We start from the raw sequence: 11,942 nt of genomic DNA on the forward strand, positions 1-11,942 counted from the left end.
TCCCCCGCACCCGGTCCCGCTCAGGCGGACCGCCGCGGGCCCGTACCGGTGCTGCCGGTCACTGGCGCAGGTCGTCCACGAGCGTCGGCGACGGGCGGGGGATCTCGCCGAAGTCCTCGTCACCCGCGACGGTGAGGCGGTCGATGACGTTCTCCAGGGCGGCGGGCAGCGTGGGCGCGAGACCGCTGTGCCACTGGACGAGCAGGGCGTGCCGGGCGGCGTCCGGCAGCAGGCGCCCGGCGTCGAAGGCGACGGGCGGCGGCGGTTCCTCGCCCGGGCCGTGGGCGGCCTGCGTACGCCAGTAGGCCGCGTCGCGGAACTCGCCGTGCCGGCGGTGGGAGAGGTACAGGCAGTAGGCAGCCGTACGGCTGCCGCCGCCGGCGCCGAACCGCCACCAGAAGTCGGCGGCCTCGGCGCGCCCGGTGATGTGCAGCAGGCAGGCGAAGACCAGGGCGCCCTCGGGGTCGATCCGGTGGTCGTCGACCAGCCGGGCCAGGCTGTCCGCCGCCGCCGCGGCGTTAACCACCAGGGCGCAGGCCAGGTCCAGTTCGTGGGTGGCCTCGTCGTGGGCGCTCGGGTAGGCGGTGGGCACCGGGGCGTCCGGGCGGGGACCGGCGGGGTACGCGGCCCCGGTGTCCTCGCAGGCGCCGCCGGTCAGCCGGTCGCGGGCGGCCGCGGTGTCGTAGGCGCCGTACGACTCGGCGAGCACGTCGGCGGCGGCTGCCAGCAGGGACTCGATGGTGTCCCGGCCGGCCTGGTGGGTGTGCGGCATGGGTCACTTACCCTTCGTGGGGCCTGGTTCGATGCCCAGGGCGGCGGCGATCCTGCGCTTGCCCCGGCTCGCGTGGGAGCGGACGGTGGCCTCGTCGACGCCGAGCAGGGCGGCGATCTGGCGGTCGCAGTACCCGATGACATGGCGCAGCACGATCACGTCGCACTGCCGCTCGGGCAGCCGCGCGATCGCGTCGTACAGGCCCAACTGGCTCTCCAGCAGGACGAACTGCTGCTGGCACTCGCGCAGCAGCGCGCGGGTGACGACGGCGAAGGCGGCACTTTGGGTCAGGGCCGTGGCGCGCCGGTGCCGGCAGAGCCAGTCGACCACGGACTCCTTGAGGACGGCCCAGGCGTAGGAGTCCACCGAGGACTGTTTGAGCGCGTACGGCCAGCACAGCCGTAATCGCTGGTAGGCGGCGCCGGTCACCTCCAGGGCGGCGTCCTCGCTGCCGGTGTGCAGATAGGCGTAGGCCAGCCATTTGCGGTAGTGCGTCTCGTGGAACGCCTCGAAGGCGATGGCCAGCCGCCGGCCGGCCCGGCGCAGCGGATCACCGGCCGGGCACGGCGGCCGGTCGCGGGTCACGGCCGCTCCCGCCGGCCGTGGCGCCCGGCGCCGGGCCCTCGGCCCGGGGCGCACGGCGGCAGCGGGCTGTCCCGGTACGTGCTCACGTGAAGTCCTCGATCCGTTCGCCGCGGTCCGGGAGGCCGGCAGGCCCCGGCATCAGCGGGAGGGCGGCGGCCCTTCCTTCCAATGAACCGGAAAACCCGCCCCGTTGTGGCACCGACCCCGAAGAAATCTCACCGGCGTGATGATGTGATGACTCGGTGCGGGGGCGCCCGGCCCCCGGCGCACGCCGGTGCACGGCCGTGGGAGCGGGGTAGTGCTCCGGCGCCGGACCGGCAGCCGTACAGGGAGGCGGAGAACGCGATGAGTGAGCAGCACGGCGAACCGGTGGTGGACCTGCAACTCGACCGGGCCCACTCGGCGCGCATCTACGACTACTTCCTCGGCGGCCGGACCAACTTCCTCGCCGACCGCACGGCCGCCGCGAGCGTGCTCGCCGTCTTCCCGTCGGCGGCGGTCGCCGCGCGGGTCAACCGCGAGTTCACGCACCGCGCGACCCGGGCCCTGACACGGGCGGGCCTGCGCCAGTTCCTGGACATCGGCACCGGCATCCCCACCTCGCCCAACCTGCACGAGATCGCCCAGGGCATCGCGCCGGACGCCCGCGTGGTCTACACGGACAACGACCCGATCGTGCTGGCCCACGCCGCCGCGCTGCTGCGCAGCACACCGCAGGGCCGTACCGCCTACCTCCAGGCGGACGTCACCGACCCGGACAGCATCGTCACGGCGCCGCAGGTCCGGCAGACCCTCGACCTCGGCCGCCCGGTCGCGCTGAGTCTGAACGCGCTGATGCACTTCGTGCCGGACGGGGGGCGGGACCGGGCGCACGGCATCGTCGAACGCCTCAAGGCGGCCCTGCCCAGCGGCAGCACGCTGACCATGTCCCACGCCACCGCCGACTTCGCCCCCGAGGCGATGGCCCGGGTCTCGGACATCTACGCGGCGGCGGGCACGCCCGTGGCGTTCCGTACGCAGGCCGAGTTCGCCCGCTTCTTCGACGGCTGGGAGCTGCTGAAGCCCGGCATCACCCTGGCGCACCACTGGCGCCCGGACGACCCGGACGACGCGACGCAGGTCCCGGACGCCGTGGCCGCTTCGTACGCCGCCGTGGCGCGCCGCCCCTGACGCGGGGCGGCCGGCGGCGTACGCGGGAGGCGGTCCCGCTACTTCCTGTTGCCCTGCTGGGCCGTGAACGCGGGCGGTGGCTCCACGTCGTGGATGTGCGGCAGCTGGGAGATCAGTTCCGTCGCCAGAACGGTGGTCTCGCCGAGGGTTTCGGGGATTCCCACGGCCTGCGCGGTGGGCTGGGCGGTGGCGGTGACCGAGCCCGCCAGCAGGGCCGCGGCGGCAATCTTTTTGATCATGCCGTGCACAACGAGCGCCCCGGCGCACGGGTCACCCCGCCGCCCGCACCGGTGTGCGGGACGGCGGGGTGCGGGCGGGGCCCGGCGGGCCGCCGCGCCGCTCAGGTGCTGCGGTCGCCCTTGTTCTTGAGCGAGTCCCGCATCCCCTGGACGTTGCCCTTGGCCTCGTCCACCGCCCCCTTGGCCTTGCCCTTGGCCTGGTCGGCGCGGCCCTCGCCCTTCGTCCGCTGGTCGCCGGTGATCTTGCCCGTCATCTCCTTGGCCTTGCCCTTGGCCTTGTCCATGGCGCTCTCGCCCATGACCTGCTCCCTCGGTCCGGTTGGTGGGACAGCACCACGCTGCCGCAGCCGGGCACCGGCCGCATCCGGAGGCGGCTACCGGTAGGGCGGGCCCGGTCCCGGCACCGCCCGTACCCGGACCGGCCGGTCCGGGCCTTCCCCGCGCGGCCGCCGCCACCGCCTCCATTGACCTCTCCGGCAGCCGGGGCCAAGGTGTCCCCCGCAGTCCCGGATCCGCCTCGACTCCAAGGACGCTCCCATGCGAAGACGCAGCTTCGTCAGCGGCCTCGCGGGCACGGCCGCGGGCCTCGGCCTGGCCGGCACCGCCGTCCCCGCGGCCACCGCCGCCCCTTCCTCCACCCCCGGTTGGACGGCCGTCCCGGTGCCCGACGCGCGGCCGGGCGCCCGGCTGTACGGCGTGGCCGCGGCCGGGCCGGGGCTCGCCTGGGCCGTCGGCGTGGAGGGACTGGGCGGCAACAGTGAGGGGACCGCGGTCGCGCTCCGCTGGGACGGTGCCGCCTGGTCCCGTACGGACCTGGGGCACCTCGCCCCGGCCGGCCCCCTGACCGCAGTCACGTCCGCCGGCACCCGTACCGCCTGGGCGGTCGGCGCGAACGGACTGCTGCTGGCCTGGGACGGCACGACCTGGCAGAAGACGCCGTACCCGGGCCAGGGCGGAAGCCGCACCACCGTCACCGACGTGACGGCCACCCCCGACGGCCGGGCCTGGGCCGGCGGCCGGCACGACGGCCGCGCCGGGCTGCTGCACTGGGACGGCCACCGGTGGCGCTGGTGCGCCCCGCTGCCGGACGCGGCGGCTCCCACCCCAGGGCACGTCCATGTGACGCCCGGCGGCGAGGTCTGGGTGTACGGCGACGTCATCGCCCGCTGGGACGGCACCTGGACCGTGCTCCCGCACACCACCGGCATCCGCGCGACCGTCTCCGGACTGCTTCCGGTGGCCCACGACGACATCTGGCTCACCGGTCACGCCTACGGCATCGGCGGCCCGCCCGGGAAGCCGCCCGGCGTCGTCCTCGAACACTGGGACGGCACCCGGTGGTCGCAGGTGAAGGGGCCGTACGGCGTCGGTCTGCTCAGTTCGGTCAGCGGTGACCCGTTGGGCCGGCCCGACCGGATCACCGGCTGGGACTTCTGGGACCAGAAGCGCTCCCACTACCTGCGGTGGGACGGCGCCTCCTGGGTGAGCGAGCGCGGCCCCGAGATGCCTGAGACGGCCCTGATGACGGACCTGACCCGGATCCCCGGCACGGCCGGATACTGGTCCGTCGGCACCACGTCCTTCTACGCGGGCACCACCGCCCGGATGCACGTCGAACGCTTCGGGTGCGGTCCGGTGCCGTCAGCTTGAGCAGTGGACCGACGCCGTGAGGCGCCGCAGCGCGGTGTGGGCAGGCGGGCCCCAGGTGGGCTTGCCTCCGGGGCGTCCGCGCAGGCCGGCGTCTCCGATGAGGATGCCGCCGAGGGCGCGTAGTAGCGCCCAGCCGCGGGCGCGGCACAGGGTCGCGGCGTCGGGGCCCGGCCGGTAGGCCGCGTGGAAGCGGTCGGCGGCGTCCTCCGGCAGCAGGATCCAGGCGGCGGCGAGGTCGCAGGCCGGATCGCCCGCGAAGAGGTCGCCGAAATCGATCACGCCGCTGAAGGTACCGTCCGTGGTCAGGAGGTTGGCCGGATGCAGGTCGCCGTGGAGCCAGAGCGCCGGGCCCGTCCAGCCGGGCGCGGCGACGGCGTCTTCCCAGACCGCGCGGACGGCGTCCGGGTCGGGGATCAGCCCCAGCCCGGTGGCCGAGGCGAGCCCTTGGTCGAACGATTCGGCGTGGCCGGCCAGCGGCCCTCCGCGGTCGCGGCCGGCGGGTGCCCCGGCGGGGGCGGGGCGGTGCAGAGCCGTCAGGAAGGCGGCCAGGGCGTCGGCCGCCTCCTCGGCGCGGGTGGCGGGGGCGTGGTCCGCGGGCGTGCCGGGCACCCAGGTCGTGACGATCCAGGGCCGCGGGAAGCGCTCGGAGGGCTCACCGAGGCGCTGCGGGACGGGGACCGGCAGTGGAAGGTGCGGGGCGAGGAGGGGCAGCCAGGCGTGCTCCTTGCGCAGCAGCGCGTCCGCGGACCGCGTCGCCCAGGGCAGCCGGACGGCGAGGTCGTCGCCGAGCCGCCACAGCTGGTTGTCCCAGCCCCGCGCGCCGAGCGTCACCGGGCGGTCGGCCAGGTCGGGATGCTGGTCACGCAGCAGGTCCCGGACCAGCTCCGCGGTGATTTCCGTACCGGTGTGGGTCATGCGGGGCAACGCTAGTCCGGCGGTGGTCGGCCCGGGCTTCTCAGGCGGGTTCGAGCCAGGTACGGCGTCGGACGTGGCTCGATATGAACCGGTCACGTAGTACGCGGGCACCTGCCCGGGCCGGTCATCCGGCCGGGATTTCGCCGGGTTTTCGGCTGCGTCTGCGGTTACGTCCTCGGCCACGTCTTCGGCCACGGTGAGGGCGAGCACCGGATGGCCCCAGCCCGCCTGTTCGGTCACGGCCGCGGTGAAAACCGGCCGCACCTCGTGTACGGCGCGCTGGACGCGGTCCGCCCGGAGCCCGGGGCGGACGTCGCCGCGATACCCCGGTCCCGGTCCGCGAGGCCGTCGAGCGGCTGACAGATGCCAGGTCAAGGGCGCGATGGAGGGGCCGGGCGGCGGGTCCGCCGTTCACCCGTTCGCCCGTTCCGGATCGCCGCTCGCGCGCGGGACTTCTAGCGTCCGTACGGCGGAGCGTCCCCGCCTGCGTCACCCGCGGCCGAAGGAGTTCGACATGCGCCGGCTCATCGCCGTACCGACCGCCCTGCTGGCCCTCGCCGTCGCCGCGTGCGGCGGCAGCGGACCGGGCGGCTCGGCGGCGTCGCCCGCCGCCTCCGGCTCCGCCCCGGGCGCGAGTCCCACCAAGAGTCTGGAGGGCGGCCCGTCCGGCGGCGCGAGCCCGTCGGAGCCGGACGGTTCCGGGTCCGCCGTTCCCGGCCAGCCGCTGGACTGCGGCGCGCTGCACGACGCCATGGGCGAGGGGCTGACCGCGCAGCTCTTCTCCGGGCCCGGTGCCGGGCCGACCGCGGGCTGTGCCGAGGCCCGGAGCGTGATGGCGGAGTTCTTCCGCAAGGCGGACGCGAACCGGCCGTCGCTGACGGTACGGGGCTGGGAGTGCCAGTACGAGAACGGGCCCACCGGCACCTGGCTGAGCAGCTGCCGCAAGGACGGCGGCCGGCAGCAGATGCACACCGAGGAGGCGGGCCGGTCGGCGCCGCCGGACGCCCCGGAGCAGTCGCCGGGCGATCCGGGCCGGTCCGAACCGCCGGAGGGCCCGGAGCTGCCCGGCGGGAGCGAGGAGTCGCAGACCTCGATCCGTCTGCCCTGGTTCCACGCCTGACGGCCGCCCTCGGTGCGACGGCCGCCGCCGGGCCCGTCCCGGCCGCTACCGCGCCTGCTCGATGCCCGCGAACCAGGCTGGTCCGTCGTCCATGGCCATCTTGATCCGCGCCACCGCGAACTCCTCCAGCTCCGGCAGGCCGTCCAGCGCGAACCAGCCCACCTCCAGCGACTCGTCGTCGTTGACGGCGGCCTCTCCGCCGACGGCGCGGCAGCGCAGCGAGACGTCCATGAACTGGCACGCGTCGCCGTTCGGGTAGCGCACCCGCTGGAGCGCCTCGACGAGGATCACCCGTTCGGGGACCACGTGCACCGCCGTCTCCTCGAAGACCTCGCGTACGGCGGTCTCGGCCGGCTGCTCCCCCGGCTCCGGGATGCCGCCGATGATCGACCACATGCCGTTGTCCGCTCTGCGGCCGAGCAGGACCCGGCCGCGGTCGTCGAAGACCACGGCGCTCACGCCTGGGAGCCACAGGAGCTGGTGGCCGATACCGGCCCGGATGTCGCGGATGAAGTCGGGTGTCGCCATACCGCGCACCCTAACGAGAGCCGGGTTACGGGAGCGTCGCCCGCAATGCGCATCGAACACGCGTCCGGGGAATGCGGTCAGGCTCCGGCCCGCCCCTTGCCGGTCCCGCATCTGCCGCGGATGCAGCGCACGGCGCTCTCGGCGTCGTCGACCGTGACCGTGAAGCTGCGGCCGTCGCCGAGCCGGAGCACCACGGCCTCACCGCGCCGTACGACCACGGCGGTGCCCTGCTCGGGACGCCAGCGGTAGCCCCAGCCGCCCCAGTGGCGCGGGGTGACGCGGGGCGCGAAGTCCGCGCCGACGACGTGGTCGAGGGGGATGCGGCGGCGGGGCAGGCCCATGTGGCCGCACCGCACCTCCAGGCATTCCTTGTCGACCCGTACGGCGACGTGCACGAAGGCGAGGGTGCCGAAGAGCATCAGCAGACCGGCCAGGACGCAGCCGACCACCGACATCACCAGCGGCGCCAGGCCGGAGGTCCAGGCGCTGTCGACGGCCAGCTCGATGCCCAGGGCCAGGCAGGCCAGACCGATGCCCGCCAGGAGCCACTGCGCGCGGTTGGTGGCACGCCCGTGCCACACCTCGGGGACGTCGGCGGGGTCTCGGTGACTGCCGGAACCCCCGCCGTCGCCGACGGGTCCGCCGTGCTCGCCGGGGGCTGTCGCCCCCTCGTGGGGGTGGTCCCTCATGACACGCAGCGTACGCTTCTTCGCCCCTCCTGGCAGCGTATCGCGCGTACTGCCGGAACCTCAGTGACGGACGGGTCCACCGGTCCGGGCCGGACCGGACAGCAGGCGGCCTTCGGCGTAGGCGAGCGCGGCCTCGGGGAGGCGGCCCGGACGGCCGCTGAGCAGGACGGTGACGGTGCCGGTGGGCTCGGCCGAGGGGGCCGGACCGGCCCCGACGCGGCGCAGCGCCTGGGCGGCTACCGCCTCGGCGGAGCCGAGCAGGACGAGCGCGGGGGCGCCGGGCTGCTGGAGGGCGGCGCGGATGCGCCCGGCGACCAGTTCGTAGTGGGTGCAGCCGAGGACGACGGTGCGTACGTCGCGCGGTGTGTTTGCGGCGGCGGCCGCCACGGCGGCGTCGATCGCGGCCTCGTCGGCGGACTCCACGGCGTCGGCGAGCCCCGGGCAGGGCACGCCGGTGACCTCGACACCGGCGGCGAACTGCTCGATCAGGCCGCGCTGGTAGGGGCTGCCGGTGGTGGCCGGGGTGGCCCAGATGGCGACCGGGCCGCCGGTGGCCGCGGCGGGCTTGATGGCCGGGACGGTGCCGACGACCGGCAGTCCGGGCTCCAGCTCGGCCCGCAGGGCGGGCAGGGCGTGCACGGAGGCGGTGTTGCAGGCGACGATCAGGGCGTCCGGGCGGTGCGCCGCGGCGGCCCGCGCGGTGGCGAGGGCGTGCGCCGCGATGTCGTGCGGCGGGCGGGGGCCCCAGGGCATGCCGTCCGGGTCGCAGGAGAGCACCAGGTCGGCGTCGGGCCGCAGCCGCCGTACCGCGGCGGCCGCCGCGAGCAGGCCGGTTCCGGAGTCCATGAGCGCGATCTTCACCCGGACACTTTACGCCGGGCCGCCCGGTACTTGTCATACCGGTGATCGCCGTCCGCCGCGCCCGCGGGGCCGCCCGGCCGGTTCCGGCCACGGCGGGTTCCGGTGCGGCACACTGCGGGCGTGGGAGCGATGGAGTGGATCGGTGCCGGGTCGCTGGCGGCCTGGGTGTGGCTGGCGCTGGGGCAGGGCTTCTTCTGGCGTACGGACGTCCGGCTGCCGGAGCGCGGCGATCCGGAGCGCTGGCCTCCGGTCGCCGTCGTCGTCCCGGCGCGGGACGAGGCCGCGGTGCTGCCGGTGAGCCTGCCGTCCCTGCTGGCGCAGAAGTACCCGGGACGGGCCGAGGTGATCCTCGTCGACGACGGCAGTACGGACGGGACGGGCGGGCTGGCCCGGGAACTGGCCGCCGGGCCGGGCGGGCTGCCGCTGACGGTCACCGCGCCCGGCGAGCCGGAGCCGGGCTGGACGGGCAAGCTGTGGGCGGTGCGGCACGGCATGGCGCTCGTACGGGAGCGCGGCGACGCGGAGTACGTGCTGCTGACGGACGCGGACATCGCGCACGCCCCGGACAGCCTGCGTGAGCTGGTGGCCGCGGCCCGCTCGGCGGACCTGGACCTGGTGTCGCAGATGGCGCGGCTGCGGGTGGTGTCGCTCTGGGAGCGGCTGATCGTCCCGGCCTTCGTGTACTTCTTCGCGCAGCTGTATCCCTTCCGGTGGGTCAACCGGCCCGGGGCGCGTACCGCCGCGGCGGCCGGCGGCTGCGTACTGCTGCGGTGTGCGGTGGCCGAGCGCGCGGGCGTGCCCGGCAGCATCCGGCATGCGGTGATCGACGACGTGACGCTGGCCAGGGCCGTGCGGCGGGCCGGGGGCCGGATCTGGCTGGGGCTGGGTGACCGGGTGGAGAGCGTGCGCCCGTACGCGGGGCTGGGCACGCTGTGGCGGATGGTCTCGCGCAGCGCGTACGCGCAGCTGCGGCACAATCCGCTGCTGCTGGCGGGGACGGTGGCCGGGCTCGCGCTGGTCTACCTGACACCGCCCGTCGCGCTGGCCGCCGGTCTGGCGTCCGGGAGCACCGCGGGCGCGGTGCTGGGCGGCACGGCGTGGGCCGTCATGTCCGGTACGTACCTCCCGATGCTGCGCTATTACCGCCAGCCGCTCCGGCTCGCGCCGCTGCTGCCGTGCACCGCGCTGCTCTACCTCCTGATGACGGTCGACTCCGCCGTCCAGCACTACCGGGGGCGCGGGGCCGCATGGAAGGGCCGGACGTACCGGGCGCCGGGCGCCTCCTGAGGGAGGCTCATTTGCTGGCCGGGGACCAGTTCAGCCCCCAGCCGTACGCCTCGTCGACCGTGCGCTGCGGGCTGACGCCCGGCGCGGGCACCAGGTAGCGGGCCTCGCGCCGCACGACCAGCTCGCTGCCGGTGTTGGTGATCAGGGCGAGGGCGCAGACGTTGGACGGGACGGTGCACTCGTCGAGCGAGAAGTCGACGGGGGCGCCGTACTGCGGCTGGAGGGTGACCGTCGCGTGCAGCCCGGCGAAGCTCTTGGCGCCCGCGTAGACGGTCACGAAGACCAGGATGCGCCGGATGCGGTCCTGGTGGTCCAGACCGACCGTCAGGTTCTCGCCCGCCGCGGCGGCGCCGGTGCGGTCGTCCTGGTCGAGCTGGATGTACGGCGGGGTGTGCAGCGCGCCGAAGTTGCCGCCGATGGGGTGGACCACGCCCGCGCTGCCGTCGGTCAGTTCGTACAGCGCGCACAGGTCGAGGTCCAGGTCGCCGGACTGCGGCAGCAGCGCGCCGCGGGCGCCGAGCGCCTCCATGGTCTTGCGGCCCAGCTTCTTGCCCAGGCGTCCGGCGGGCTTGCCGGCCTGCTGCCAGTTCAGGTTGACCCGCAGTGTGCCCGAGGTGCCGCCCTGCTTCGTCAAGGAGACGGCGGGCGCCTCCTTCGTGAGGGTGACCTTCGACAGGCTCACGGGTGCGGCGGGGGCGGGGACCGGTGCGGCGCCGTACGGCTGGGCGGACGGGGCCGGAGGCGGCGGGTACGCCCCGTACGGCTGGGCGGGCGGCGCGGCCGGGGCCGCCGGAGGGGCGGCGGGCGGGACCGGCGCGGCGGCCGGGGCCGGGGGCTCCTCCACGCTGATGCCGAAGTCCGTGGCCAGCCCGGCGAGCCCGGTGTCGTACCCCTGACCGACCGCCCGGAACTTCCAGACGCCCTGCCTGCGGTACAGCTCCCCGAGGACGAAGGCGGTCTCGGCGGTGGCGTCCTGGCTGTCGAAGCGGGCCAGTTCGGCGCCGCTGCCCGCGTCGAGCACCCGGATGTGCAGCCCGGCCACCCGGCCGAAGGCGCCCCCGTCGGCCGAGGCGGCGAGCACCACCTTGTCCACGGCGGGCTCCAGCCGGGCCAGGTCGACGGAGAGGCTGTCGGTCACCGTGTCCCCGGCGGACCGCTTGCCCTCGTGGCGGACGGCTCCGGAGGCGTGCGCGGGCTGGTTGTAGAAGACGAAGTCGGCGTCGTCGCGGACCTTGCCGGCCGTGGTCAGCAGCAGTGCGGACGCGTCCACGTCAGGGGTGCCGGGTCCGGTGCGCCACCCCAGTTCCAGCCGTACCGACGTGGCCGGTACCGCGACGTTGCTTCCCTTGGGCATCGGCATCATGACGCCTCTCTTTCGCTTCGCTCGCCGGGCTCCGGTGCGGTGCCCCTTCTGCACGGTGGCAGGTTCCAACCTACTTGCCGAAAAATGTCCGCCGTTCATCTGATGTGGACACGGCCTTTACACGATCCCTACGGGCGATCGCGACCGTTTTTGCCAAGTTCGCTCACATTATGGATCAGAGACTGCACACGACACGCGAAACAACCCTCTTTTCAGGCTCCCCAACCGGCACATCGTGGGCTTAACTTAAGAGGTATGACCTCCCCCCGCTCTACCTACGGCGGCGGCTACTACGCTTCGCCGTCCTTCCCGGACACCCCGATCTACGACTCCCTCGTCGCCGAGCGCGGCACTCCGCAGATTGCCCCGATCCGGGTCGAGTTGCCCTATGACTCGGGCTCGTCGTACATGCCGGCCCTGCCGTCGGCGCTGCCCGCGCTCCCCGCCGCGCCGTCCCAGCCGTATTCCGGCCAGGGTTACCAGGGCGCCGCGGACCGGCCGGCCGCTCCCCTGCAGAGCACCCCGGCGCCGTACATCCCCCAGCAGGCGGGCCCCCGCGGCTACCCCGCCCAGCAGCAACAGCCCCAGCGCCCCGCCGGGAACGGCGGCACGGGTTACGACGCGATGCGCCCGGCCGGTCCGGTCGCCCCTCGTCCCGCGCCGTCCCCGTACGACGATCCGTACGGCGGCCGCCAGCAGTACCCCCGCGGGTACTGACCCGGCGGGGCCGTAGGCGGGCGGAGGACCGGTCCTGCACGACCGG

At 75.0% G+C, this 11,942-nt stretch carries 14 protein-coding genes; 5 read left to right on the forward strand and 9 right to left on the reverse strand.

Features of this window, described 5'->3' with window-relative positions; translation table 11 throughout:
* Positions 1-58: 58 nt before the first annotated feature.
* Together ACZ4Z1_RS00715 and ACZ4Z1_RS00720 are read right to left on the reverse strand one after the other, a co-directional pair.
* Positions 59-772: a hypothetical protein gene (locus ACZ4Z1_RS00715; protein ID WP_468484406.1), complete on the reverse strand. Its 714-nt coding sequence runs from the start codon at positions 770-772 to the stop codon at positions 59-61.
* A gap of 3 nt (positions 773-775) precedes the next feature.
* A complete protein-coding gene (locus ACZ4Z1_RS00720; RefSeq protein ID WP_468484407.1) occupies positions 776-1,357 on the reverse strand; it encodes an RNA polymerase sigma factor in 582 nt (193 codons plus the stop codon).
* A 345-nt stretch (positions 1,358-1,702) separates the two neighbouring features.
* Here ACZ4Z1_RS00720 and ACZ4Z1_RS00725 point away from each other — a divergent pair, with 345 nt between their 5' ends.
* On the forward strand, positions 1,703-2,527 hold the full coding sequence (locus tag ACZ4Z1_RS00725; protein WP_468484408.1) for an SAM-dependent methyltransferase: 825 nt from the start codon (positions 1,703-1,705) through the stop codon (positions 2,525-2,527).
* 38 nt (positions 2,528-2,565) lie between these two features.
* On the opposite strand, the gene ACZ4Z1_RS00730 is transcribed toward ACZ4Z1_RS00725, so the two are convergent.
* Together ACZ4Z1_RS00730 and ACZ4Z1_RS00735 are read right to left on the reverse strand one after the other, a co-directional pair.
* On the reverse strand, positions 2,566-2,766 hold the full coding sequence (locus ACZ4Z1_RS00730; protein ID WP_468484409.1) for a hypothetical protein: 201 nt from the start codon (positions 2,764-2,766) through the stop codon (positions 2,566-2,568).
* A gap of 101 nt (positions 2,767-2,867) precedes the next feature.
* A complete protein-coding gene (locus tag ACZ4Z1_RS00735) occupies positions 2,868-3,065 on the reverse strand; it encodes a CsbD family protein (protein WP_468484410.1) in 198 nt (65 codons plus the stop codon).
* Positions 3,066-3,303: 238 nt separating this feature from the next.
* Between ACZ4Z1_RS00735 and ACZ4Z1_RS00740 the strand changes: the two genes are divergently transcribed.
* Entirely contained in the window at positions 3,304-4,416 is a 1,113-nt protein-coding gene (locus ACZ4Z1_RS00740) for a hypothetical protein (RefSeq protein WP_468484411.1), read from the forward strand.
* Here the strand turns inward: ACZ4Z1_RS00740 and ACZ4Z1_RS00745 are convergent.
* A complete protein-coding gene (locus tag ACZ4Z1_RS00745) occupies positions 4,408-5,331 on the reverse strand; it encodes an aminoglycoside phosphotransferase family protein (RefSeq protein ID WP_468484412.1) in 924 nt (307 codons plus the stop codon). The two genes, ACZ4Z1_RS00740 and ACZ4Z1_RS00745, sit on opposite strands and share 9 nt — an antisense overlap.
* 514 nt (positions 5,332-5,845) lie before the next feature.
* On the opposite strand from ACZ4Z1_RS00745, the gene ACZ4Z1_RS00750 reads away from it, so the two are divergent.
* Complete coding sequence (locus ACZ4Z1_RS00750; protein ID WP_468484413.1) at positions 5,846-6,451, forward strand: hypothetical protein; 606 nt, start codon at positions 5,846-5,848, stop codon at positions 6,449-6,451.
* 45 nt (positions 6,452-6,496) lie between these two features.
* Here the strand turns inward: ACZ4Z1_RS00750 and ACZ4Z1_RS00755 are convergent, their stop codons facing one another.
* The 3 genes from ACZ4Z1_RS00755 to ACZ4Z1_RS00765 all read right to left on the reverse strand — a co-directional run bounded on the left by ACZ4Z1_RS00755 (position 6,497) and on the right by ACZ4Z1_RS00765 (position 8,529).
* Positions 6,497-6,979 (reverse strand): NUDIX hydrolase, encoded by a 483-nt coding sequence (locus tag ACZ4Z1_RS00755; protein WP_468484414.1) that lies wholly within the window; start codon positions 6,977-6,979, stop codon positions 6,497-6,499.
* Between the two features lie 77 nt (positions 6,980-7,056).
* A complete protein-coding gene (locus ACZ4Z1_RS00760; protein ID WP_468484415.1) occupies positions 7,057-7,668 on the reverse strand; it encodes a hypothetical protein in 612 nt (203 codons plus the stop codon).
* Positions 7,669-7,728: 60 nt separating this feature from the next.
* A complete protein-coding gene (locus tag ACZ4Z1_RS00765) occupies positions 7,729-8,529 on the reverse strand; it encodes a glutamate racemase (RefSeq protein ID WP_468484416.1) in 801 nt (266 codons plus the stop codon).
* A gap of 129 nt (positions 8,530-8,658) precedes the next feature.
* On the opposite strand from ACZ4Z1_RS00765, the gene ACZ4Z1_RS00770 reads away from it, so the two are divergent.
* Positions 8,659-9,816 carry a glycosyltransferase gene (locus tag ACZ4Z1_RS00770; RefSeq protein WP_468484837.1) on the forward strand — a complete coding sequence of 386 codons (1,158 nt, stop codon included), beginning with the start codon at positions 8,659-8,661 and terminating at the stop codon, positions 9,814-9,816.
* A 7-nt stretch (positions 9,817-9,823) separates the two neighbouring features.
* On the opposite strand, the gene ACZ4Z1_RS00775 is transcribed toward ACZ4Z1_RS00770, so the two are convergent.
* Positions 9,824-11,176 carry a TerD family protein gene (locus tag ACZ4Z1_RS00775; protein WP_468484838.1) on the reverse strand — a complete coding sequence of 451 codons (1,353 nt, stop codon included), beginning with the start codon at positions 11,174-11,176 and terminating at the stop codon, positions 9,824-9,826.
* 258 nt (positions 11,177-11,434) lie between these two features.
* Here ACZ4Z1_RS00775 and ACZ4Z1_RS00780 point away from each other — a divergent pair, with 258 nt between their 5' ends.
* Positions 11,435-11,896, forward strand: a complete 462-nt coding sequence (locus tag ACZ4Z1_RS00780; protein ID WP_468484417.1) for a DUF6643 family protein — start codon at positions 11,435-11,437, stop codon at positions 11,894-11,896.
* The last annotated feature ends 46 nt before the right edge of the window (positions 11,897-11,942 follow it).

The sequence above is a fragment of the Streptomyces sp. NPDC030165 genome, from assembly GCF_055573595.1.